The organism is Microbulbifer sp. MLAF003, assembly GCF_030012965.1.
In the GTDB taxonomy this organism is placed as follows: Bacteria; Pseudomonadota; Gammaproteobacteria; order Pseudomonadales; family Cellvibrionaceae; genus Microbulbifer; species Microbulbifer variabilis.
The window spans coordinates 1,347,157-1,370,000 of sequence record NZ_CP120232.1 but is presented as its reverse complement, the minus strand read 5'-3'; the positions used below and the strand labels follow the sequence as shown (position 1 = coordinate 1,370,000).

Annotated in this window: 18 protein-coding genes, 1 tRNA gene and 4 pseudogenes (1 of these 23 running past the window's edge); all 23 read right to left on the bottom strand. The window is 50.2% G+C overall.

Annotated features, from left to right (window positions below):
• A tRNA-Ser gene (locus P3339_RS06655) sits at positions 1–72 on the bottom strand; it reaches 18 nt to the left of the window's first position.
• Between the two features lie 282 nt (positions 73–354).
• Positions 355–549 (bottom strand): carbon storage regulator CsrA, encoded by a 195-nt coding sequence (gene csrA / locus P3339_RS06650; RefSeq protein ID WP_020411317.1) that lies wholly within the window; start codon positions 547–549, stop codon positions 355–357.
• A gap of 229 nt (positions 550–778) precedes the next feature.
• The gene (locus tag P3339_RS06645; RefSeq protein WP_282952804.1) at positions 779–2,011 is read right to left on the bottom strand and encodes an aspartate kinase; all 1,233 of its coding nucleotides are present in this window, start codon (positions 2,009–2,011) and stop codon (positions 779–781) included.
• 128 nt (positions 2,012–2,139) lie between these two features.
• Positions 2,140–4,751, bottom strand: a pseudogene (gene alaS, locus P3339_RS06640) (alanine--tRNA ligase).
• 72 nt (positions 4,752–4,823) lie between these two features.
• The gene (locus P3339_RS06635; RefSeq protein WP_020411320.1) at positions 4,824–5,171 is read right to left on the bottom strand and encodes a histidine triad nucleotide-binding protein; all 348 of its coding nucleotides are present in this window, start codon (positions 5,169–5,171) and stop codon (positions 4,824–4,826) included.
• Positions 5,172–5,175: 4 nt separating this feature from the next.
• Positions 5,176–5,361 carry a Trm112 family protein gene (locus tag P3339_RS06630; RefSeq protein ID WP_020411321.1) on the bottom strand — a complete coding sequence of 62 codons (186 nt, stop codon included), beginning with the start codon at positions 5,359–5,361 and terminating at the stop codon, positions 5,176–5,178.
• A 144-nt stretch (positions 5,362–5,505) separates the two neighbouring features.
• A complete protein-coding gene (locus P3339_RS06625) occupies positions 5,506–6,345 on the bottom strand; it encodes an alpha/beta hydrolase (protein ID WP_282952803.1) in 840 nt (279 codons plus the stop codon).
• A 50-nt stretch (positions 6,346–6,395) separates the two neighbouring features.
• Positions 6,396–7,415, bottom strand: coding sequence for a class I fructose-bisphosphate aldolase (locus P3339_RS06620; protein ID WP_282952802.1), 1,020 nt, complete (start codon positions 7,413–7,415; stop codon positions 6,396–6,398).
• Positions 7,416–7,465: 50 nt separating this feature from the next.
• Complete coding sequence (gene glpK, locus P3339_RS06615) at positions 7,466–8,944, bottom strand: glycerol kinase GlpK (protein WP_282952801.1); 1,479 nt, start codon at positions 8,942–8,944, stop codon at positions 7,466–7,468.
• Between the two features lie 96 nt (positions 8,945–9,040).
• On the bottom strand, positions 9,041–9,526 hold the full coding sequence (locus P3339_RS06610; RefSeq protein WP_020411325.1) for a regulatory protein RecX: 486 nt from the start codon (positions 9,524–9,526) through the stop codon (positions 9,041–9,043).
• Positions 9,527–10,560, bottom strand: a pseudogene (gene recA / locus P3339_RS06605) (recombinase RecA).
• 172 nt (positions 10,561–10,732) lie between these two features.
• Positions 10,733–11,182, bottom strand: a complete 450-nt coding sequence (locus P3339_RS06600; RefSeq protein ID WP_502867320.1) for a CinA family protein — start codon at positions 11,180–11,182, stop codon at positions 10,733–10,735.
• Positions 11,183–11,789: 607 nt separating this feature from the next.
• Complete coding sequence (locus P3339_RS06595) at positions 11,790–13,793, bottom strand: polysaccharide biosynthesis protein (RefSeq protein ID WP_282952800.1); 2,004 nt, start codon at positions 13,791–13,793, stop codon at positions 11,790–11,792.
• 28 nt (positions 13,794–13,821) lie between these two features.
• A complete protein-coding gene (locus tag P3339_RS06590; protein ID WP_282952799.1) occupies positions 13,822–14,403 on the bottom strand; it encodes an acetyltransferase in 582 nt (193 codons plus the stop codon).
• A gap of 111 nt (positions 14,404–14,514) precedes the next feature.
• On the bottom strand, positions 14,515–15,543 hold the full coding sequence (locus P3339_RS06585) for an MraY family glycosyltransferase (RefSeq protein ID WP_282952798.1): 1,029 nt from the start codon (positions 15,541–15,543) through the stop codon (positions 14,515–14,517).
• The gene (locus P3339_RS06580) at positions 15,534–16,502 is read right to left on the bottom strand and encodes a UDP-glucose 4-epimerase family protein (RefSeq protein ID WP_282952797.1); all 969 of its coding nucleotides are present in this window, start codon (positions 16,500–16,502) and stop codon (positions 15,534–15,536) included. The genes P3339_RS06585 and P3339_RS06580 overlap by 10 nt, the downstream gene beginning before the upstream one ends.
• On the bottom strand, positions 16,499–17,749 hold the full coding sequence (locus P3339_RS06575) for a glycosyltransferase family 4 protein (RefSeq protein WP_282952796.1): 1,251 nt from the start codon (positions 17,747–17,749) through the stop codon (positions 16,499–16,501). Before P3339_RS06575 ends, P3339_RS06580 begins: the two co-directional genes overlap by 4 nt.
• An 8-nt stretch (positions 17,750–17,757) precedes the next feature.
• Positions 17,758–18,891, bottom strand: a complete 1,134-nt coding sequence (wecB, locus tag P3339_RS06570; RefSeq protein ID WP_282952795.1) for a non-hydrolyzing UDP-N-acetylglucosamine 2-epimerase — start codon at positions 18,889–18,891, stop codon at positions 17,758–17,760.
• Positions 18,892–18,914: 23 nt separating this feature from the next.
• Positions 18,915–19,157: pseudogene (locus P3339_RS23780) on the bottom strand (polysaccharide biosynthesis C-terminal domain-containing protein); the annotation flags it as partial.
• Positions 19,142–20,032: an NAD-dependent epimerase/dehydratase family protein gene (locus P3339_RS06560; protein ID WP_282952793.1), complete on the bottom strand. Its 891-nt coding sequence runs from the start codon at positions 20,030–20,032 to the stop codon at positions 19,142–19,144. The gene P3339_RS06560 and the pseudogene P3339_RS23780, both read right to left, overlap by 16 nt.
• A gap of 3 nt (positions 20,033–20,035) precedes the next feature.
• Complete coding sequence (locus P3339_RS06555; RefSeq protein ID WP_282952792.1) at positions 20,036–21,070, bottom strand: polysaccharide biosynthesis protein; 1,035 nt, start codon at positions 21,068–21,070, stop codon at positions 20,036–20,038.
• Between the two features lie 85 nt (positions 21,071–21,155).
• A pseudogene (locus tag P3339_RS23775) lies at positions 21,156–21,335 on the bottom strand (DapH/DapD/GlmU-related protein); the annotation flags it as partial.
• Positions 21,336–21,628: 293 nt separating this feature from the next.
• Positions 21,629–22,834, bottom strand: a complete 1,206-nt coding sequence (locus tag P3339_RS06545; protein WP_282952790.1) for a glycosyltransferase family 4 protein — start codon at positions 22,832–22,834, stop codon at positions 21,629–21,631.
• Positions 22,835–22,844 lie beyond the last annotated feature (10 nt).

Sequence of the window (22,844 nt, the reverse complement as noted above, 5' to 3'; positions counted from 1 at the left end):
TCGAACCCTCGATGAGTGTTAACCCATACGCCCTTAGCAGGGGCGCGCCTTCAGCCACTCGGCCATCTCACCTTTTTAATTTGCTTCGAAACTTTTCTTCCGAAAAACCTCTTTTAGGAGGTTCTTTCTACTCAACAACCTAACTGGTTGCTCGCTGAAAGTGGGCGGCATAATACCAACGGCCCGACAAAAAGCAATGGGGAATCAATAACTTTTTGCACTTTTTTGTCTTATCGAACACCTTTTAGACAACACGGGCAAAAAAACGACTTTCCCGCCAAGCACTTCTTTTGAGGAGAAGATTCAAAAATAAAAAAAGGCCGGGTTACCGGCCTTTTTAGGGAAACTGTGCGTCTAGTCGTTACCACCCTCCTCAGAGGATTGCTTTTCACGCTGGATACGCTGGTAAATTTCTTCGCGGTGCACGGCGACTTCCTTTGGCGCATTGACACCAATACGCACCTGATTGCCCTTCACCCCCAGCACGGTAACCGTGACATTGTCGCCAACCATCAGCGTTTCGCCAATTCGGCGGGTTAAAATCAACATTACCTACTTCTCCTTGATCATCCTGTGATAAAGAGCGGCCGGTGTTTTCCTGACGCTGCTCTTATTTGGTCATCTTAACCGGATGGCGGTGCAAAAAGGTCAAAAACTACCCATCACACTATTCAGTATTGACCAGTCGAACAAAATCTCAACAGGTTGGATGTAATGCCAAGCAACTGAATCGAAATGGGTGGCTCTTGCCGCCTTAGCTCCGGTTATAGCGTTTATTTCATCTCTGTTTATCAGAGAGCTCAAATTCACTATGCAAGGCACGCACAGCAAGCTCGAGGTAGCGCTCATCGATAATCACCGATATCTTTATTTCAGATGTGGTGATCATCTGAATATTGATATTGTCTTCACCCAGAGCACTAAACATACGACTGGCCACGTTCGCATGGGAACGCATTCCCACGCCGACAATTGATACTTTGGCAATCTTGTCGTCTGTGATCACTTCGCGTGCGCCAAGTTCCGCCGAAACACGCTCCAGAACATCACGCGCTTTATGCAGATCATTTCGATGCACAGTAAAAGTAAAGTCTGTAGTTCCATCAACCGCGCTGATGTTTTGCACGATCACGTCCACTTCAATATTTTCGCGGCCAACTGGTGCAAGAATACGGCAGGCAACCCCAGGGGTATCCGGAACACCGCGAATAGTTAGCTTGGCTTCATCACGGTTGAATGCGATACCAGATACGACGGGTTGTTCCATCTCGTTGTTTTCCTCATCCAGACTAATCAGGGTTCCTTCACCCTCTTCAAAAGTTGAAAGTACGCGCAGCGGAACCTTGTATTTACCGGCAAACTCTACGGCGCGGATCTGCAGGACCTTTGAGCCAAGACTCGCCATCTCCAGCATTTCCTCAAACGTAATCCGATCCATACGACGCGCACTATCCACCACTCGTGGATCAGTGGTGTAGACCCCATCAACATCCGTATAAATCTGGCACTCAGTGGCATCAAGCGCTGCAGCGAGAGCCACGCCCGTGGTATCTGAACCACCGCGCCCCAAAGTAGTGATATTTCCATCATCATCTACCCCCTGGAAGCCGGCTACTACAATTACTTTGCCGTTATCCAGGTCAGCGCGCATGCGTTCAACATCAATACGCTGGATACGTGCTTTGGTATGGGCGTTGTCCGTGAGGATCTTGACCTGCCCCCCGGTATAGGAGCAGGCATCATAGCCACGTTTCTTCAGAGCCATGCTCAATAGCGCAATGGTGACCTGCTCACCGGTAGACACCAGCACATCCAGCTCGCGGGGATCGGGTTTTTCCTGGATCTGATATGCCAAATCAATCAGGCGGTTGGTCTCTCCACTCATGGCAGAAAGTACCACAACCAAGCCATGCCCTTTGGCGCGAAACGTGGCTACTTTATCAGCGACAGCCTCTATACGCTCTATCGAGCCTACAGAGGTTCCACCGTATTTCTGCACGAACAAACTCATAATCTTTGTGTTTCCTTAGCCCCTGGCCAAGTACGCGCACTGCTCTGACTTGTGCAGGCGCGCACTTAATCACCAAACTTCGGTGAAATCAACTTCACATACGACTTCTGGCGCCGTTTTTACCGAAATCAGCTGCTGAGGGAGCCCTCAACCCATGTGGGCACCTCCTGCAACATACCCGCCAGGGCGGCAACATCAGTTCCTCCCCCTGTGCCATATCCTTACGGCCACCGCCCTTACCACCAAGCTTGGCAGCGGCAAAGCGCATAAGATCCCCCGCTGACAGGCGATCTGTCAGGTCCTTGGTTACTGCCGCTACCAGAGCCACCTTATCCTCACCAGGTGCTGCAAGCAGGACAACACCACTACCAAGCTTGTTTTTCATCTGGTCAGCCAGGTCTCTCAGGGATTTAGGGTCTGCGCCATCAACAGACGCCGCCAATAACTTGAAGCCAGCAATTTCCACCGCTTGAGCAGAGAGATCACCTCCGGCACCACTGGCCAATTTGGTCTTAAGCTGACCAATTTCCTTCTCCAATTTGCGGTTGTTAAGCAATAGCTGCTCAACTTTATCGGCAAGGCTATCCGGGCGCGCCTTGAGAAGTGCTGCAATATGTTCAAGACGCTGCTGGGTTTGATCGAACAATGACAGCGCATGTGCGCCAGTCACGGCTTCAATACGGCGTTGACCGGAGGCGATACCGCTCTCACTCACAATGCGCAGAAGACCTATATCACCGGTGCGCTTGACATGAGTCCCGCCGCATAACTCAACAGAAAAAGCGCCAGTTTCAGTCTCTCCCATGGAAAGAACACGAACTGTATCGCCATATTTCTCACCGAACAGGGCCATTGCCCCCATTTCCTTGGCAGACTCAATATCGGTTTCGCAAGTATCAACCGGAGTATTGGCGCGAACCTGGGCATTCACCAGGGATTCAATGGCATGCAGCTGCTTATTGGTAACAGCCTCTGGATGAGAGAAATCGAAACGAAGGCGCTCGGAGTCCACCAGCGACCCCTTTTGCGTAACATGCTCGCCCAACACTTTGCGCAGAGCAGCGTGCAGCAGGTGGGTGGCGGAGTGATTCAGTGCGGTTGCCTGGCGCACTTCTGCAGACACCTTGGCAGAAATTTGATCACCAATAGTGATGACACCCTGCAACATTTTACCGGTGTGCAAGTGGTGGCCGCCCTGCTTGGTACAATCACGAACCTCAAAACGGCCAGCTGTTGAACTCAGATAGCCACTATCGCCAGCCTGGCCTCCAGACTCGGCATAAAACGGGGTGCGGTCGAGAATCACCGCACCTTCTTCACCTTCCTCCAGGCGATCGACTTGCTCGCTACCTTTGACGATAGCGATAACCCTGCCCCGCGCCTCAGTTGTTTCGTAACCGAGGAACTCTGTCACACCTTCCAGATCCAGAACCTCGGTATAGTCCTGTTTGAATTTACCTGCTGCGCGCGCACGTTCGCGCTGGGCTTCCATCGCAGCCTCATAACCTGCCATATCCAGTGACAAACCACGCTCTCGGGCAATATCCTGAGTCAGGTCGGTGGGGAAGCCATAAGTATCATGTAAAGTAAACACCAGCTCACCAGGAATCTCGCTATCTTCCAGGGAGGCCAGCGCACTCTCCAGCAGAGCCATCCCTTTGTCCAGGGTTTTGGCAAACTGCTCTTCCTCTTTACGTAGAGCCTGCTCAATAAGCTCTTGCTTCTCACGCAACTCAGGATAAGCATCACCCATTTGCTCAGTCAGGGCTTCCACTAACTTAAAAAAGAACACCTCTTTATGGCCGAGTTTGTGACCATGACGCACAGCACGACGGATAATGCGACGCAACACAAAACCCCGCCCCTCATTGGATGGCATCACCCCATCAGCAATCAGGAAGGAGCAAGAGCGAATATGGTCTGCAATGACACGCAGGGATTTTTCTTCGAGGTTCTTGCAGGAGACTATTTCACTAGCAGCTTTAAGCAGCGCCTGGAAAAGATCAATTTCATAATTTGAGTGCACGCTTTGCATAACCGCGGCAATACGTTCCAAACCCATGCCTGTATCTACGGAGGGCTTGGGCAGTGGGTGCAGTTCGCCATCAGCAGTGCGCTCGTACTGCATAAATACCAGGTTCCAAATCTCAATATAGCGGTCGAGATCGTCGTTATCGGAACCTGGGGGGCCACCGGGAACATCGGCACCGTGATCGTAGAAAATTTCTGAGCTGGGCCCACAAGGACCTGTATCGCCCATTTGCCAGAAGTTGTCCTCATCGAGGCGAGAAAAACGCTCTGCGCTAACGCCCACTTCTTTTAACCAGATATCAGCGGCCTCATCATCGCTGATATGAACAGTCACCCACAGGCGCTCTTCGGGCAGACCCAGTACTTTTGTGAGGAAATCCCAGGCAAAGCGGATGGCTTCACGCTTGAAATAATCGCCAAAACTGAAGTTGCCCAACATTTCAAAGAAGGTGTGATGGCGCGCGGTATAGCCCACATTCTCCAGGTCATTGTGCTTGCCTCCGGCACGCACACAGCGCTGGGAGCTAGCGGCCCGATTGTAAGGACGCTTTTCCTGACCGAGGAAGGTGTCCTTAAACTGCACCATGCCGGCATTGGTGAATAGCAGGGTCGGGTCATTGCCCGGAACCAGAGAGCTCGACGGCACCACAGTATGGCCCTGCTCGGCAAAGTAATTCAGAAAGGCGTCGCGAATCTGTGCGCTTTTCATCCGGCGTAATTCCACTTCGTTAGTTGAAAGTTATGTGAACGACACCGATGACGCGGTGCCACGTCTGTCCTGCTACTGCGCAAGCCCTTGTTCGGGCATCTTCTTTTGAGCCAGCAGGTGAACATGCAGGTGAAATACGGTCTGCCCCGCACTACGGCCATTGTTAACCACCAGCCGAAAGCCCTCGAGTCGCAAGCGCCGGCCCAGCTCGGCTGCCACCCACATCAGGTGGCCGAGTAGACCTTTGTCTTCGCTTTTGGCATCGGACAGATTAACTAGAGGTTTGCGCGGGATAATGAGGAGATGGGTCGGGGCTTGTGGCGCCCGATCCTCAATAACGACACAAAGGTCATCCTCGTAGATTTTCTCGGCCGGGATATCGCCCGAGATTATTTGACTGAAAACGCTGGGTTCACCCATTGGCTTATTTTTCCAGCTTTTCCTCAGCTGTCAGCTGACGCGCCTCAGATTCCAGCATCACCGGAATCCCGTCCCTAACCGGATAGGCCAAGCCACTGGCTCGACAAACCAGCTCCTGGGTATCTTCGCGGTACTCAAGCGGTGCCTTACTTACAGGACACACTAATAGGCTCAGCAACTTCTTATCCATGTTCCACCCCACTATTTCCCCCCGACACAACTTCCGGGGGGCAAAAATGACCGCGTATCATACAATGCTTCATGGGGTTTTTCACGGTATTCGCCTCTGCTTAAGCCAACAGATTTCCCCGTTTTAACCCATCTTTACCTATTTTTATCCAGAGATGACAGGGTTTGAGGCTGGCAAAATGGAGTTTAGGTGGCCCAGTAGTAAATCACGGGCTAGACGCCCCTCCTCCACCTCGTTGAACAGCTCGTGGTAAGCTGCCGGAAAACAGTGAAGCCTTTTATTGGTCGAACCCATTCGACCAAACCACTCCCGGCTCAGCTCTACATCCACCAAACGATCCGATTCCGGCAGCAGCATTAAGCAGGGTGTAAGCAGCCGCTCCAGGTTAGCTGACAGAAACGCCCTCTCCTGGAGAAAGCTTTCAAACCAACGCAGGGAAACCCCGTGGTGGGCAAGCTCATCATTGCGATAGGCTTCGACAATAGAAACATCCCGGCTCAACCACTTGTCATCAATTCGACTGGAAAGTACAAGCTTCGGAAATAATTTGGCCAGCATCATTACCAGCCACAGCTCCAGGCCAGCGGGCTCTTTAGCTCCGCGAAATCCAGGCGCAGACAGGATCACACTGTCCACGAAACCATACCGAATAGCGCTGCCGCAGGCCACCACCGCCCCCATACTATGACCCAACAGATGCACACTTGTATCGGGGTTACCACTTTTGACCAAACAAATAAATTCATGCAGGTCCTCGCAATAAAGGGAGAAATCATCAATATGCCCCCTTTTTCCATCCGATAACCCATGACCATAATGATCGGGGGCGTAGACGCTGAACCCGGCACGATTCAGATACTGGGCCAGCATGGTGTAGCGGCCGCTATGCTCACCCAAGCCGTGGGAAATAACTACTACCCCAAGCGCTTTCTCAACCCACCAACGGCGGTAGTGCAGGCTTACATTTCTGGTTACAAACTCCATTGCCCCTCCTTATTTTCCTTATTGTTGTAGCTTGGACCATTCGGCACCTGTCAGCTCTCCCGCTCCAGACTGCTGCGGTACTGTCCCAACATGGCCAAATGGTTAAGGCGTGCCCGCTTGAGTAACGCACCCTGTGCTTTGGCAATATTCTCAGAGCGCCCCGCCCAAGCTGCCAATGCTGGCTGCTGCAACGCCCGGCCGTAGGAAAAGCTCAGTTGCCAAGGTGCATTATTTATCTTGTTCAACGCGTTGAGATTTTCAGAAGCCTCTTCGTTCCCCTGGCCACCAGAGAGGAAGTTTATGCTCGGTACGGCTGCTGGCACTGACCGACGTAAACTTCGCAGGGTGGATTCCGCAACCTGCTGCGGCTCCGCTCGCGCCGATTGCGCCCCAGGTATGACCATGCTGGGCTTCAGTAACATCAATTCAAGAGTGACACCATGACGATACAGCGCGTGAAAAACAGTATGCCAAACTTGTTCATTAACTTCGGCACAACGCTCAATGCTGTGATCCCCATCCATGAGAACTTCCGGCTCCACAATTGGCACCACGCCCTCGGCCTGACACACAGCTGCGTAACGGGCCAACATTTCGGCATTGGCCCGTAGCCCGAGCTCGGTGGGATTGTGTGGACTAACTGGATAGACTTCACGCCACTTGGCAAATCGAGCTCCCTGCTTTTTGTACTCGCGCAGTCGTTCGGCAAGTCCATCCAGGCCATATGTAATCATATCCCCCGCAGCACCAGCCAATGGCCCTTTTCCCTTGTCGACCTTAATCCCGGGGACAACCTTTTGATTCGCAGCCACCTGTGCCAAAAGTTTGCCATTAGCACTGCATTGACCAAGCGTCTCCTCAAACAGAATTACCCCACTGATAAAATCTCCCAGGCCCTTTGCCTCTAGCAGGGCCGCACGGTAATCCCGTCGACTCTGCTCGGTGGACTCCACCCCAATCGTGTTGAAACGCTTGGCAATAGTGCCACTGCTCTCATCTGCAGCGAGAATTCCCCTGCGACCATCCACCAATGCATCAACTGTTGCCTGTAACTCCTCCCAAACCGCCATTTGGCCACCTCCCTGTGCCGAAAGCCCATCTTGAAAAATTATTGGCCTAACTAAAATGCCTTACACGCGGCAACTGCCCGTTGCCAGCCGGCCAACCGCGATTTCCTTTCTGAAGCAGCCATAGAGGGCATAAAATCTCGCTCAATCTCCCTCAAACATTCCGGCAACTTGTCAAAGTGCCACAGACCACTACCAATACCCGCCAGAAGAGCAGCGCCGATGGCTGTAGACTCGATTTGCTTTGGCCGCTCAACCCGCAACGCAGAAATATCTGCCTGAAACTGCATCAGGAAATTATTTGCGCATGCCCCACCATCCACTCGCATATGGCTAATGGATACCCCGAGAGCCCCCTCCATCAAGCGCGCCAACTCATCACTCTGATAGGCGATAGATTCAAGCGTAGCGCGCACTATTTCTGCCCGGCCAGCGCCGCGACTCAAGCCGCACACAGTGCCCCTCGCTGATGGGTCCCAATGAGGAGCACCGAGGCCACTGAACGCGGGCACCAGGTAAACTCCACGGGTATCAGGAATACTCTGCGCAATCACCTCTGTATCCACTGCCTGCTGAATCAAGCCCATCTCATCACGTAGCCATTGGATCGCAGACCCCGCGGTAAATACCGACCCCTCAACTGCATAAGCAGGGGCACCGCTGATATCACAGGCAATAGTGGCGAGCAGCCCCGGAGATGGCTTCGGTCGCTTCTCACCTGCAAAAGCCAGCATAAAACAGCCAGTACCATAAGTATTTTTGATCTCCCCGGGACGGAGACAGCCCTGACCAAACAACGCTGCCTGCTGATCGCCGGCCACACCACAAATAGGTGCGCTTGCCCCAATGAACGCCTCAGGATCGGTATCGGTAAAATGACCGGCAGAAGGCCGGATTTCCGGCAGGATAGACTCTGGACAACCAAAGAGAGCCAGCAATTCCGGATCCCAGCGCTTTTGTTCCAGGTTGTAAAGTAGGGTGCGACTGGCATTGGTGTGATCAGTCAAGTGTGCGCGGCCACCGCTCATTTTCCACACCAGCCAGCTATCTACTGTGCCGAAACACAGGTCTCCGCGATGAGCGCGCTCCAGCAGCTGTGGCTGTGCACGGAAAATCCACAGCAATTTGCTTGCGGAGAAATAGGCATCCAACAGCAATCCACTTCGTTCGCGCAGCCAATCAGATTTTTCTGCAGCAGCTAACTCCTGGCAGATTTCTGCGGAGCGACGGCACTGCCATACAATGGCGGGGTGCACCGGCTCGCCGGTATGCCGGTCCCACAGAACTGTAGTTTCACGCTGATTGGTAATACCCACTGCCTCAACATCGGACGCGCGGATGCCGGCGCGTTGCAGAGCTGCCGCGCAAACCCGCTGCGTCACCTGCCAAATCTCTTCGGCATTCTGCTCAACCCAACCGGGTTTAGGGTAGTAGTTGGGGATTTCAGAGTAACTGCGCCCAACCAGAGCACCGCTACTATTAAAGACAAAGGCCGTAGTGCCCGTAGTGCCCTGGTCAATGGATAGGATCATAGGGTGTCTCGCGCTTATTATTCTTGCTTTCATCATCACAGGTCGGACAGCAACAATACCACCGTGACCCAATCATGCATGAGAGTATAAGCCCGATTACTTCCCGTCTAGCGCCCAGCTGATAGCATCTGCGGGAAAACCGCGATACGCCAAATAGCGCTGGCGCCTTGCGCGCTCTTTCATTTGCTGGTCTCTGGGCAGCGCTATATTGATAGGAGCACGGTATTTGCGCTGGAGCTGCTCCTGGGCAAGCTCAAACCAATCAACCTCCAGCTGCTCAATCGCATGGGTCGCGAGCTCTCCTCGAATCCCCCGCTGCTGCAACTCCTGACGAATACGCATAGGCCCCTGCCCACGCTGAACACGAGCGCGGACAAATACTTCAGCAAAGCGCTGATCTGACTGATAATTAAGTGTTTGCAAGCGCTCGAATAGAGCATCGAAATCGGCACCGGGGAACTTGCCCGCAAGCTTTTGCTTCAATTCATGGCGCGAATGCTCACGACGGGCAAGTAACTCAAGCGCCGCACCGAACAGCACTTGAGCGGGATCAACGGAGAAATCCGTGTTTGAATAAGGCACTTACTCTTCCGGGAGTTCCACTACCTTTTCGGGGCTTGCCGGAACCAGGTCACCCAGCAGTTGCGCACGCAGCTGCCCTTCAATCTCATTGCGGATATCCGGGTTGTCACGTAAGAACTTTGTGGCGTTAGCCTTACCCTGGCCAATCTTCTCGCCCTTATAACTGTACCAGGCACCAGCCTTGTCAACCAAGCCCAGCTTCACTCCATAGTCGACGACCTCGCCAACCATATTGATGCCTTCGCCATACATGATCTGGAATTCAGTCTGCTTGAAGGGGGCGCCACCTTATTTTTGACAACTTTTACGCGAGTCTCATTACCCACTACCTCATCGCCGTCCTTTACGGAACCGATACGACGGATATCCAGACGCACGGAAGAATAGAACTTAAGCGCGTTACCACCAGTGGTGGTTTCCGGGGAACCAAACATCACACCGATCTTCATACGGATCTGGTTAATAAAAATTGCCAGAGTATTGGTGTTCTTGATATTACCGGTCAGCTTGCGCAAAGCCTGGGACATCAGGCGGGCCTGCAAGCCGACGTGGGAATCCCCCATCTCGCCCTCAATCTCTGCACGCGGGGTCAAGGCCGCCACAGAGTCCACTACCAGCACGTCCACGGCACCGGAGCGTACCAGCATATCGGCCACTTCGAGAGCCTGCTCACCGGTATCCGGCTGGGAAACGATCAGCTCGTCAACATTAACACCCAGCTTCTCTGCATAGATGGGGTCGAGCGCATGTTCAGCATCCACAAACGCGCAGGTGCCACCTTTGCGCTGCGCCTCAGCAATAACTTGCAGTGTCAGGGTAGTTTTACCTGAGGATTCAGGACCATAGATCTCAACAATACGGCCGCGGGGCAGACCACCAATACCCAGGGCCACATCCAGACCTAAGGAGCCAGTTGAGATCGCCGGGATACGCTCGCGCTCTTTATCTCCCATGCGCATCACTGTGCCTTTGCCAAACTGGCGTTCGATCTGCGAGAGCGCCGCCTTTAGCGCCTTGTCTTTATTGGAATCCATGACCATTCCCATATTGCTAAGCTGTGTTGATTGGTGGCAAGCTTAACGAAGGATTACTGTATAGGCAACCAGTAATTCCGGCACAACCGGTACCAGTCACCATCGCGCAAATTATGGGCTTTGGGCAGCTGCAAAGCTCGCCCTAACATTGCCAAGGTAACCCCCTGCAGCCCTAAACCGGATGCTCATCCAGGATAGCGAGCATACCTTTGATTGCCTCTCTCACAGTCTGCGCCTGTACTTCAGCCCTATCGCCTTGAAAATGAAAGCAACGGGCATCGATCTGCACGGGTTCCTGCCCATCGGCATGAGCCCAGGCAATCCAGACGGTACCTACAGGCTTCTCTTCAGTACCACCATCGGGACCGGCGATACCACTCACTGCAACAGATAGATTGGCATCCATCATTGCCAACACGCCACAGGCCATCTGGCGGGCAACCGGCTCGCTGACAGCACCAAACTGTTGTAAATCCTTGACATCTACACCTAGAACGCTGTGTTTGATGCGGTTGGCATAACTCACGACAGAGCCATCAAACCAACTTGATGCCCCGGCAATAGCGGTTATCGCTGCGGCAACAGCCCCCCAGTGCAAGACTCCGCAGCGGTAACTCGCCATGCACGTTTATCCAGCTCTTCGCCCAATTGCTGAGCTAACAGGGTAACGTCTCTATACTCAATCATTACACTTCCCATTAAATTGAATCGGGAGTAGCCCCCTGCCAGGCAGCAGCCTTGATACACATTGCTCCTAAACCATCGATACGATTGATGCTTTATTAGCTTCGAATTTTAGGGGGCCGGCTATCAAGAGTAGTTTTTCATATCGAGATTAAAAAAGACTGATCGCTTACAGCCTTGATCAACGCTGACTTCAGGGAAAACGAAATACAAAATGCCAGAGAGCCTTCCCCAAAGCGAGACCATCAAAACCACCTCCATATTTACCATGATCATGAGATCAGAGTTGTTCACTTATTGGATGATGGCTGGTTTTACTCCAGCCACTCAAAACCAAGTCTATTGAAATCCAATTGGCTCATGTCCACAAATAAGAGAAGGGAAACGAAATTCAGGTCGGTAGTATCATTTAGCCATGGCGGAATTTATTAACGAGCTGTTTTGAACAGCCAACGGTGAAAATTTTTCCGCCATTCTTGCATCTAGCTTCGCACTAAACCTGGGCTAAGTTACGACGAAGGTGGTACATGAACTGTTCGGCGCGATTAAGCCAGCTCAGGTTCCGCACATCGCTTCTGATGAACCCAATCTACAATTTCGCCCTCAGGGATATAACCACAAACAGTTTCCCTCAGTAGCTGGCGTACCCGCTCATAATCATCACGCTCTACCGCACTAAGTAGCTGGGCCAACACCGCCTTGAATGATTCCCAGGACAAGTGATCTTCTGTCGCGCACATGATCATTGGGTGATCGGTCGGGCTGACGTTATCACCAATCAAAAGTTCTTCATAAAGCTTTTCGCCAGGGCGCAAACCGGTAAACTCGATAGCAATATCACCGTGTGGGTCTTTCTCAGAGCGTACAGAGCAACCGCTGAGGTGGATCATCTTTTCTGCTAACTCGGCAATTTTCACTGGACTACCCATATCCAGTACAAACACATCTCCACCCTGCCCCATCGCACCAGCTTGAATAACCAACTGAGCAGCCTCAGGTATCGTCATAAAGTAGCGGGTAATATTTGGGTGCGTTACCGTTACCGGACCCCCACGCTTAATCTGATCACGAAAACGCGGGATCACCGACCCCGATGAACCCAGCACATTGCCGAATCGAACCATGGTGAAACGGGTTTTGTTAACCTGGTTTACAGCTTCACCATCATTGAACAGCGTAGGAGCGGGCTCTTGGCTCAGCGCCTGTAGCACCATTTCTGCAAGGCGTTTAGTGCTACCCATCACATTGGTTGGGCGCACCGCTTTGTCAGTAGAAATCAATACAAAGTGTTCAACTCCTGCTTTTACCGCCGCCTGGGCGGTATGCAGAGAGCCAAACACGTTGTTCATCACACCCTCGGCAATATTATGTTCAACCATCGGGACGTGCTTATATGCCGCCGCATGATACACCGTGGCCACATCCCAGGAGCGCATCAGATCCAATAGGCGCCCTGGGTTACGGATAGACCCAAGGACCGGCACCAATCGCACTGGCAACGATTCACGTCGGATCCGCTGCTCCAACTCTGTATGGATGCTGTAAAGGTTAAACTCACTGTGCTCAAACAACAGCAGTGTAGTTGGACCTGTAGCTACAATCTGACGACACAACTCCGAACCAATCGAGCCTCCAGCGCCAGTCACCATCACTACATGACCACGAATACATCTTTCAAAAAGAGCCTGCTGTGGCGGCACCGCATCGCGGCCAAGTAAATCAGCAACATCTACTTCCTGAATATCTTCGACTTTAACCCGACCGCTGGCCAAATCCATGAAGCCCGGTACGCTACGCACATGTAAAGGGAATCTTTCGAGTAACTCAAGTATCTCGCGTCGGCGTGCTCGAGAGGCAGACGGAATTGCAAGAAGAATTTCCTCAGCTCCGGTTTGCTCAATCATCCGCTGAATATTCTTGGGTTTGAAAACCCGTAAACCCGCAATCACCCGATTGGCAATGCCACGATCATCATCGATAAAAGCCACCGGCAGCATGACTCGATCTATACGTAATGCCGCTACCAATTGATTACCTGCCGCCCCAGCACCGTAGATAGCCACCTTCGGTAAGTGATCGACTCGATTGATAAAGGGCACCTGCTGGCTAGCCACATACCAGTCGCCCATAAAGTACTGTCGCATGACCAGCCTGAGGCCGCCAATCATCAATAGGCTTAGCCAGCAGTAGATAAACACAACCGAGCGAGGCACTCTTACCGGTGGCTCGCGGTTCAAGTAAACAGCTAAAGCAAGTACCAAAGCCGATAGCATTACCGCTTTGAAGATGCTAATCAGCGCATCCTTGCCGAAATAGCGCATCACCGCACGATACATCCCAAACCTAACAAAAATAGGTATCGCGATTAACGGTGCACTGATAAATAACCAAGCGTGTTCGGCAAAGGGGTTAACAGGCTTATCCAAACCCAAACGAATTGCAAAAGCCAGCCAAAGAGCTAGCCACACTAGCAGAACATCAGTTACCACTTGTAAGATGCGTTTATTGCGACGGGGCAGCCCCAGTAGCCAGTTGCGCAGCTTATCCATTATTCTTTGGACCCCATAATAGTAATCATTATGCTGTCAGCACCGTTCCCGGAGCCAAGACCTCCCCCTCGGCTATAACTACGCGATACCCAGCACTGCACCCCGCCTGCAACCAGGCTTTTGCACCCACCTGCACTCCGCCAGCTATATGTACGCCAACTCCTAAGTGGGCAAACTCCCCCAAGCAAGCATCATGATCCACAGTTGCGTGAGCATTGACGATTGCACCGCAGTCAATCCGTGCATCCACTCCAACCATGGCTAACGCCATTATCGTACTTCCCGCCCCCAGCACTGCACTAGCACTGACAGACGCAGAGGGATGGACGACCGTAGCCACTGGAAAGCCCTCTCGCTGTAGAGTTGCCAACCACTGCTCTCTTAATACATTATTACCAACTGCTGCAATGGCAGCATCCACTGTTCCAGCAACCTCAGCCAAAGTGAAGCTATTCGCTATTACAGGGCAATTGAAAGATTCTTTCAATTCCGGCCAACGGTCATCAGCAAAACAAACCCGCTGCCATTCTCCTGACAACATTGCGGCCTCAGCCACGGCTTTGCCATGGCCACCTGCCCCCAGAATTAGCAGTGTTTTTTTTAGGCTCATATCTCAATTACTTGTCACGCAAAGTGTCATTACTTTTTAAGGGTTTCATTTTAGGACGTACTTTTCGCTACCAGGAATAACCAATAAATTAACTACAGTAAGATCCATTACCTATTCTTGCCCGCCCGCTTTAAACTTCACCGCCAGTACCAGCAGGGGGAAATAAGCAATAAGCAAACCTAGCATACCATTCAATTCTCCCAGTCCAACCCACAATGCAATTGGCAGCAACCAAAGTAAATTAATACCCAGCACTGCCAGAGTTACAGGCAAGTGATTACCGAACTGACGTGAGGCGTACTGGTAAGCATGACTTCGATGTGCCTCATACACCTTTTCTCCACGCAGCAAGCGACGCATCAAGGTCCAAGTGGCATCCAATACGAAGACCCCGAGCAGGATTAACCAGCTCCATAATAACTGCGGTGCCACCCAGGCAGCCTGCAGAGACAATATCCCCAAAGTGATACCTAGAAAACCGCTGCCCGCATCGCCCATAAATATTCTTGCAGGAGGAAAGTTCCAAAACAAAAAGCCTACGACCGCAACAGCAAGAAGCAGCGGCGTGATCCATACCGGAGTCTGTAGTGAGCCGGTAAAACCCAAGACTGCATACAACAGAGCTCCGCCCAGGCATACACAAATGGCCTCTACACTGGCAACGCCATCAATGCCATCCATAAAATTGTAGAGATTCAACAGCCAAACTAGATAGACAGCCGCCAGCGCATGCCCAATCCACCCCAAGTCCAGGGGCATACCGAATAGACTCAGTGGCGGTAGCCCACCCAACCAGAACAATGCCCAAATGGCAGCCGTGAAGTGCCCCAATAATCTCCAGCGAGCGGGAATATGGCCATGGTCATCCAGAAAGCCAATTACGGCCACACCGGTACCTGCTCCCAGTAGCGCCCACATCACGTCCCAGGACAACATATTTGCCCAAGTCAAAACCGGCAAAGTTACCAGGAAGGCCACCACAATGGCCACCCCACCGCCGCGCGGCGTCGGCACAGAGTGCGAACTGCGTGCATTCGGGATATCCATCAGGCTCCGTGTTAGTGCGTAACGACGCAAGGCACCAGTCATAAAAAGTGAAACGCAAGCCACAGCAAACAGCAGCAAAATAGTCATTTGCATTGCTGCTCCAAAAAGTGCTTCGCCGTCTTATGCAACGCCTGGTCAACACTAACCGGGGGAGCCCAGTTTAATAGCTCTCGTGTTTTATCGATATTAACCTGCAAAGATCCGCACAGCCTCTGAGAGAGAGATCGCCTCCCTAAAACCGCCGCACTAGCCTCCAAAAGCCTGCCTGGAACAGGCAACAATCGTGCAGGCTTACCTAATGCTATGCCCATCCTACGCAACAACCCCGTAGTAGAAAGATCTTCACCATCGCTAACCAGGAAAGTCTGATTGGCAGCAGCAGGATGGCAAACACAAGTTACGATCAGATCGACTAGATTATCTAACGCGACCAGACTGCGCTGATTGTAAATAGCCCCGAAAGGCAAAGGTATGCCTTTATGCAACCAACGCATCATATTGAAAAAGTTAGCTTTCACACCCGGCCCATACACAAGTGTCGGGCGGATAATCACCACCTCCATCCCAGTTTCAACCGCCAGTGCACGCAACCCCTTCTCAGCTTCCAATTTGGAGATACCATACGAATCTTTAGGAGCCGCCTTCACATCGGCAAGGAAAGGCTCTCTCCCTGACGTACACTCACCATTAACTTTAATCGAGCTGATGAAGATGAAACGGCGTACACCCTGTTCGGCAGCCTGGCGAGCGAGGTTTAACGTGCCTTCAACATTGACTTTATAGAACTCCGCAAACGGGTCAGGTGACGTATCCTGCATAACATGGACACGAGCAGCCAAATGGATCACTACATCAGTATCTATTAATGAAGATTCCCAGCTAGTAGTGCCATCAAGAAAATCAAAATGTGAGTTAATCACTCCAACAGGTAATTCTGATATTGGAGTTCTAGAGCAGGCTACTATCCTGTATCCGTCAGCAGACATACGAGAAAGCAGCCCTCTTCCAACAAACCCACTACCACCAGTTAAAAGTACTTTTTTTGCAGTCAATTTTTTTGCCTCAGGGTAGCCTGGTGAAATAAGCTCTCCAGCCTTGAGAATAGCTTCTCCTTAGAAAAATTGTCTTGATAGTAACGTTTAGCTGCGTCCCCCATATCTTCCCTTTGTGATGCACTCATCTGTGCCATTTGGCTAACAACCGCTGTTAAGCCGCGACGGTCTCCCGAGTTGCAGACCAGTCCTGCATTAGCCTCCTCAATGATTCGACCCGCCTCCCCATCGATCATCCCCAAAATAGGCTTACCCGATGCCAAGTAAGCCTGCACCTTACCTGGAATGGTCTTCTCGAATACCTCATTGGTCTTCAATGAGACCAAGAGTGCATCAGCTATTGCAAATAATGGGGGCATAGCCTCGAGAGGGTGACGCCCAAGTAAATATACGTTATCCAGATCTCGTTCGTTGACTTGCTCCTCAAGCCACCTGCTCATCCTACCGTCCCCAACAATAACCCAGCGGATGTCTAGCTGGCTGCGCAACCCCTCAGCCACATCAAGAATCGCAGGAAAATCCTGGGCCTCTCCCAGGTTGCCTGCAAATAAAATTGTAAACGAACAGGGAGCATGCTCAATTAGCAACGACTTCTCTTCAGGAACACTAGAAAAACCATCCTCAGCCCAACTTGGGAAATACACCAACCTATTGGGAGGCATCATACGCGTGCAGTACTGCTGCACACTGGTGGAAAAAGCTTTTGATTGGAGAAGTAAATAATCAGCCTTGTTATATATCCAAGACACGACCTTTCCTACCGCCGAAAGCAGGCGCTCATTACTCAATACTCCAACTGCTTTCAATGTCTCTGGCCATAAATCAAGAACCCAGATAAATACTGGTACTTTCTTTAACTTTCCAATCACAAGAGCTGGGATGGCCGACATGATCGGTGAGACCGCATAAACAAAAATTACGTCAAATTTATTTCCGCGTAATTTCCAGCCACCCAATACCGCTCCACTTAAGAAAAACGATACATAATTTAAGAAAAGAGTAATACTTCTTTTTCCCCGAGGGACAATCGGCACCCGTACAATTTTTGCACCACGATATTCAACATAGTCATTTGGCGATTGACGGAAATCGTCAAATATATGTCCTTCCGGGTAGTTAGGCCTACCTGTCAAAACAGTAACTGAGTGCCCGCGCTGAACCAAGCCTTCAGCAAGGTCATTAATACGCATATTTTCAGGCCAAAAATATTGACTGACAATCAGAATGTTCAATTTTTGCTCAGGCATGCAAAAGCTCAGCTGTTCCGCTTCCAGACATTGCGCATCACATAATCTCGATAACTATGAATAATACGCACCACTTTTTCACCAACATTAGGCATACTGTAATCTGCTACCGTACGTAAACTGCGCTCTATACCCCTTGTTTGAGTCTCAAGTATCTGTAGGCCCTGCATAACTCTCTCGACTTCAAGCCCAACCATCATGACAGCAGCTTCTTCCATACCCTCAGGGCGCTCATGAGCTTCACGGATATTCAATGCTGGAAAGTTGAGAATCGAGGACTCTTCATTGATCGTTCCACTATCTGAAAGCACGGCTTTTGCTGTAAGCTGTAGCTTGTTGTAATCCTTGAAACCGAGCGGTTTGAGTAAGCGCACATTTTCATGAAATACAATTTTCATTGCGTCAACCCGCTTCTGAGTACGAGGATGGGTTGAAACAATCACTGGATAGCCATAATGCTCCGCAACAGAGTTAAGAACATTTACTAGCTTGAGAAAGTTATTATCGGAATCGACATTTTCTTCCCGGTGAGCACTTATCAAGAAAAACTTTCCAGCCTTTAGGTCTAAGCGGCCTAATATATCTGAAGCTTCAATGCCGTCTCGATAATGATTAAGTACCTCGAACATGGGGCTACCTGTTTTAATCACCATCTCAGGCGGTAGCCCCTCTCTTAAGAGATATTCTCGGGCAATTGTACTGTAAGTCAGATTAATATCGGCCGTATGGTCCACAATACGGCGATTGATTTCTTCAGGAACACGCATATCAAAGCAACGGTTGCCAGCTTCCATATGAAAAGTCGGTATCTTGCGTCGCTTAGCAGGAATTACTGCCATGCAACTATTGGTATCGCCCAATACCAGCAATGCCTCCGGCTGAACTTCAGCCAGCACACGATCCACGGCAACAATCACGTTTCCTATAGTTTCGGCACCGGTCTCTCCAGCTGCATTGAGAAAAAAATCAGGTTTTCGAATACCGAGATCCTGAAAAAAAACCTCGTTCAATTCGTAATCATAGTTTTGGCCAGTATGAATCAATAGATGCTCACAGTGCTGATCCAGCTTGGCCATAACACGCGAAAGGCGGATAATCTCTGGACGAGTACCTACTACAGTGACAACTTTCAACTTTTTCATGGAAATTCTCAACAAGAGGGTGTTTATGCCTCAACCCCGATGGAGCAGGCATAGGTATCGGGTTGCTCGCGATTAAAAATCTCATTAGCCCAGAGCATCACTATCATCTCTTCATCACCAACATTAGTAATGTCATGGGTCCAACCGGGCACTGTTTCGACTATCTCCGGCTGGTCACCCGAAGTGATCAGCTCATGAAATTCACTAGTGCTGATATTGCGAAAGCGGAAACAGGCCCGCCCCTTGACAACTAAAAATTTTTCCGTTTTGGTGTGATGGTAATGGCCACCCCGCGTAACCCCTGGGTGGGCGCTAAAAAAGAAAACTGCCCAGAATCTTTGGTCTTAAGCATTTCCACAAACACTCCACGTTGATCGCCATATTTCGGCACCTCATAAGCGAAACGCTCGGGCGGTAAATTACTCAAATACGTAGAATGAAGGGCGCGAACTAAGCCGGAACCGACACGTTCACTAACTAAAGTGGTGCGACTATCACGGAATGCGTATAATTGTTCAGCCAACTCACCGACCGTAACTTGGAATTGCGGATCAATAGTAACAAACGGGGTACCTACCTTTCTGCCTTCCATCACTGCGATAAAGTGAGCAATCACATCATCGACATAAACCAAGGTGATGGACGCCTGAGCGTCGTTGACCTGTATTGGTATGTCTCGTGCGATGTTATGGCAGAATGTCGCCACAGCCGAATTGTAATTTGGCCGGGCCCATTTGCCGAACACATTAGGCAAGCGGAAAATATGCACCTCGGAGCCATACCTGCAATTCAGGTCAAGCAACTCTTTCTCGGCATTGCGCTTGCTGTTCCCATAGAGATTATCCAGCTCAGCCTGGCTTGATGAGGTGTACAACACAGGGATATTCCGGCCACTAGTTTCGATAGTCTCACATAACTTACGAGTCAGGTCGGTATTTCCACTCTGAAACTCCTTAGGATCCTGTGGGCGATTGACTCCAGCCAGGTGAAACACAAAATCAGCTTGCTCTACAAGGCTCTCCAAGGCATCTAACGAATCATTTCGGGTAAAGCATAATATCTCAATATCTTGCCGCTCTTCCAAGTGCGAGATAAGATTCCGCGCAATGAAACCATTTGAACCGGTGATCAATACTTTCATCGATCACTCCTCCAGCGTAGCGTGCTCACCACGCTGGATAGCACTCATAAAGTCCAGCTTGAGGAGCAAACGTTGCATACTCTCGACATCCAGGCGTTTGGTATTGTGCGAGTTATAGTCTTCCATAAGCGAGATCTTTTCCTCCCCCTGCTCTACAAATTTGGCATAGTTAAGATCACGTAAGTCCGGCGGCACGCGATAGTAATCGCCCCTATCTTCGGCACAAGCCATTTCTTCACGACTAAGCAATGCCTCATAAAGTTTCTCGCCATGCCGAGTGCCGATTACCTGGATGGGGTGGTCAGGTTTGTCTAACATTTGCGTCAATGCCTTGGCAAGAACTTCCACTGTAGCGGCCGGTGCTTTCTGCACAAATAGGTCACCGTTACTGCCATACTCGAAGGCGTAAAGCACTAAGTCTACGGCGTCTGCCAACGTCATCATAAAGCGGGTCATGTTTGGGTCAGTTAACGTCAGAGGCTGCCCGGAACGAATCTGCTCGATAAACAGGGGAATTACCGAGCCACGGGAGGCCATAACATTTCCGTACCGGGTACCGCAAATTACTGTTCTACTCTCATCTACATTGCGTGACTTCGCCACCATGACCTTCTCCATCATAGCCTTAGAGATGCCCATGGCATTAATCGGATACACCGCTTTATCGGTACTCAAACAAACAACTCGTTTGATCCCATTCTGGATAGCAGCTTCTAGCACGTTTTCAGTGCCCAAAACGTTAGTCTTCACCGCTTCCATAGGGTGAAATTCACAAGAAGGCACTTGCTTTAACGCAGCAGCATGAAAAATGAAATCAACACCGCGTGTAGCATTTAACACACTTTGATAATCACGCACATCACCAATGTAAAATTTCAATTTGGGATTTGAGTAGCGCTTTCGAATAGCATCTTGCTTCTTCTCATCACGACTGAAGATACGGATTTCTTTGACGCCAGTATCAAGAAAGCGCTTAAGTACAGCATTACCGAAGGAGCCTGTCCCCCCCGTTATTAACAGAACTTTACCAACAAACATAAGTCGTTTCCTATTTACCAATATCAGAGCAAAAGCGACCGCGCCTAGGAGCCTGCTCAAGCATTACGTCGTGTATGTTAATATCCTCAACTGAAGAAAATCGATCTTTGATTTTCTTTGCAGGTACACCACCATAAATCTCATACGGCGGCACATCTTTCGTCACAACAGAGTTTGCGGCGATGATAGCCCCACGCCCAACTCTGACTCCACTCATTATCACACTGCCGTAGCCGACCCACACATCATCTTCAATAATCGTTTGCTTTGGCTTCGGACGACCTGAAAATATCATGGGCGTCCCAGGAATATCGAATCTATGATCTCCGCCTGTTATCGTTACATTTGGACCAAACATTGTATACCGGCCAATACTCACTTTCGGACATATTCTACAACCATCAGAAATAAAGCTATACTCGGCAGCCACAAAGTCTCTTGAGACTCGCCCCTTTCCAGCCATAAAAAAAGTCGAGTGCACATGCTTAAGCCCATAAAACTTACGTTTCAGCAACATAAGTGACGATCGGTAAAAAATGTATATAGCATCAATGTTTCTCAGGTATATACGTAACGACATAATTTAACCCCTCTAGATTTCAGCTCTCGCTTAAACTCCCGAGCAATCACCTTCCAACTATAGTGTTCACGCATCCGAGCAGCGGCAAGGAAACCAATAGCAGAACGCCGTTTAATATCTCGATATTTCATTAATGTCGCCTTCATTGATGCCACATTACCCAGCTCATAAGTCGAGCCAATATCCTCCCAGCGCTCTTGCGCTTTTTCCTGATCACTCAGGATAACCGGTAGACCACACGCGGAAGCATCAAGGGTGCTAGTAGTAATCGAGCGAGGCCATGCTGCAATATCAGCTGCACGATAAAATGCTGGCAGCTCAGACCAAGGCACAAATGGCTGAATAGTAGATTTTTTATACTTTTTTAACTTTTCTTTCTCAGGCCCATCACCCACGAAAACAGCAACAAAAGGGTATCCTTCAGAATTTAACTCTTCCACCGCCTGTGCCAGAACCTCAACTGATTTAGCCGTAGTCATTCTGCCCGTCCATATACACACAATTTCTTCATTCGAGATTCCCAGACTCTCTCTTACTTCAAATCGAGCCCTCAGCACAGAAGGGTCCACAGCAGGAAAAAATATATTCGTGTCTACGCCAAGGGATATGACTACTGTTTTACGTCTAGGCACACCATAGAAATCCACTACTGCATCAATACAATCTTCCGTTGAACCAATACATTTGGTGACAAAATAGCTGAAAAATTTTCCAATCAAGAAACGAGAAAAGAAATTATGAACCTTTACCATAGATAGACCTCCCTCCCTCAGAGCCTGAGGAAGAGCGGAATAAGCTTGACCAGTAGAAGTGAAAATCTCAAACCCCAAGAGCAATTTGGCCAGCACTACTTGACCCAGAACAGGGGACGCAATACCTCTGACTATGACAACATCTGGATCTATACTTTTTAACTTATTGAAGAGTCCCTTGATAAGAATTCGCTTCCCCAGATTCTTATAAGCACAAGTGTGTATAGTGCAATTCTCAGATTTTTCCTCTTCTAAATAATCGCCCTTTTCAGGCAGCGCCCCAAAGAATGCTGCCGAATTCTGATAATACGCCGGGAGACGGCAAGTTATTATGTGCACTTGATCCCCCTCAGCCCCAAGCTCCTTGGGCAAAACATTATCAATATAACCGAGACCTTCTGTATAAGTCTCAACAACGTAGGCAATTTTCATGAATCTCACA

Coding starts and splice junctions, on each gene's coding strand:
- csrA (WP_020411317.1), bottom strand. CDS start 549: ATGTTGATTTTAACCCGCCGAATTGGCGAAACGCTGATGGTTGGCGAC.
- P3339_RS06645 (WP_282952804.1), bottom strand. CDS start 2,011: ATGAGTTTGTTCGTGCAGAAATACGGTGGAACCTCTGTAGGCTCGATA.
- P3339_RS06635 (WP_020411320.1), bottom strand. CDS start 5,171: ATGGGTGAACCCAGCGTTTTCAGTCAAATAATCTCGGGCGATATCCCG.
- P3339_RS06630 (WP_020411321.1), bottom strand. CDS start 5,361: ATGGATAAGAAGTTGCTGAGCCTATTAGTGTGTCCTGTAAGTAAGGCA.
- P3339_RS06625 (WP_282952803.1), bottom strand. CDS start 6,345: ATGGAGTTTGTAACCAGAAATGTAAGCCTGCACTACCGCCGTTGGTGG.
- P3339_RS06620 (WP_282952802.1), bottom strand. CDS start 7,415: ATGGCGGTTTGGGAGGAGTTACAGGCAACAGTTGATGCATTGGTGGAT.
- glpK (WP_282952801.1), bottom strand. CDS start 8,944: ATGATCCTATCCATTGACCAGGGCACTACGGGCACTACGGCCTTTGTC.
- P3339_RS06600 (WP_502867320.1), bottom strand. CDS start 11,182: ATGGCGAGTTACCGCTGCGGAGTCTTGCACTGGGGGGCTGTTGCCGCA.
- P3339_RS06595 (WP_282952800.1), bottom strand. CDS start 13,793: ATGGATAAGCTGCGCAACTGGCTACTGGGGCTGCCCCGTCGCAATAAA.
- P3339_RS06590 (WP_282952799.1), bottom strand. CDS start 14,403: ATGAGCCTAAAAAAAACACTGCTAATTCTGGGGGCAGGTGGCCATGGC.
- P3339_RS06585 (WP_282952798.1), bottom strand. CDS start 15,543: ATGCAAATGACTATTTTGCTGCTGTTTGCTGTGGCTTGCGTTTCACTT.
- P3339_RS06575 (WP_282952796.1), bottom strand. CDS start 17,749: ATGCCTGAGCAAAAATTGAACATTCTGATTGTCAGTCAATATTTTTGG.
- wecB (WP_282952795.1), bottom strand. CDS start 18,891: ATGAAAAAGTTGAAAGTTGTCACTGTAGTAGGTACTCGTCCAGAGATT.
- P3339_RS06560 (WP_282952793.1), bottom strand. CDS start 20,032: ATGAAAGTATTGATCACCGGTTCAAATGGTTTCATTGCGCGGAATCTT.
- P3339_RS06555 (WP_282952792.1), bottom strand. CDS start 21,070: ATGTTTGTTGGTAAAGTTCTGTTAATAACGGGGGGGACAGGCTCCTTC.
- P3339_RS06545 (WP_282952790.1), bottom strand. CDS start 22,834: ATGAAAATTGCCTACGTTGTTGAGACTTATACAGAAGGTCTCGGTTAT.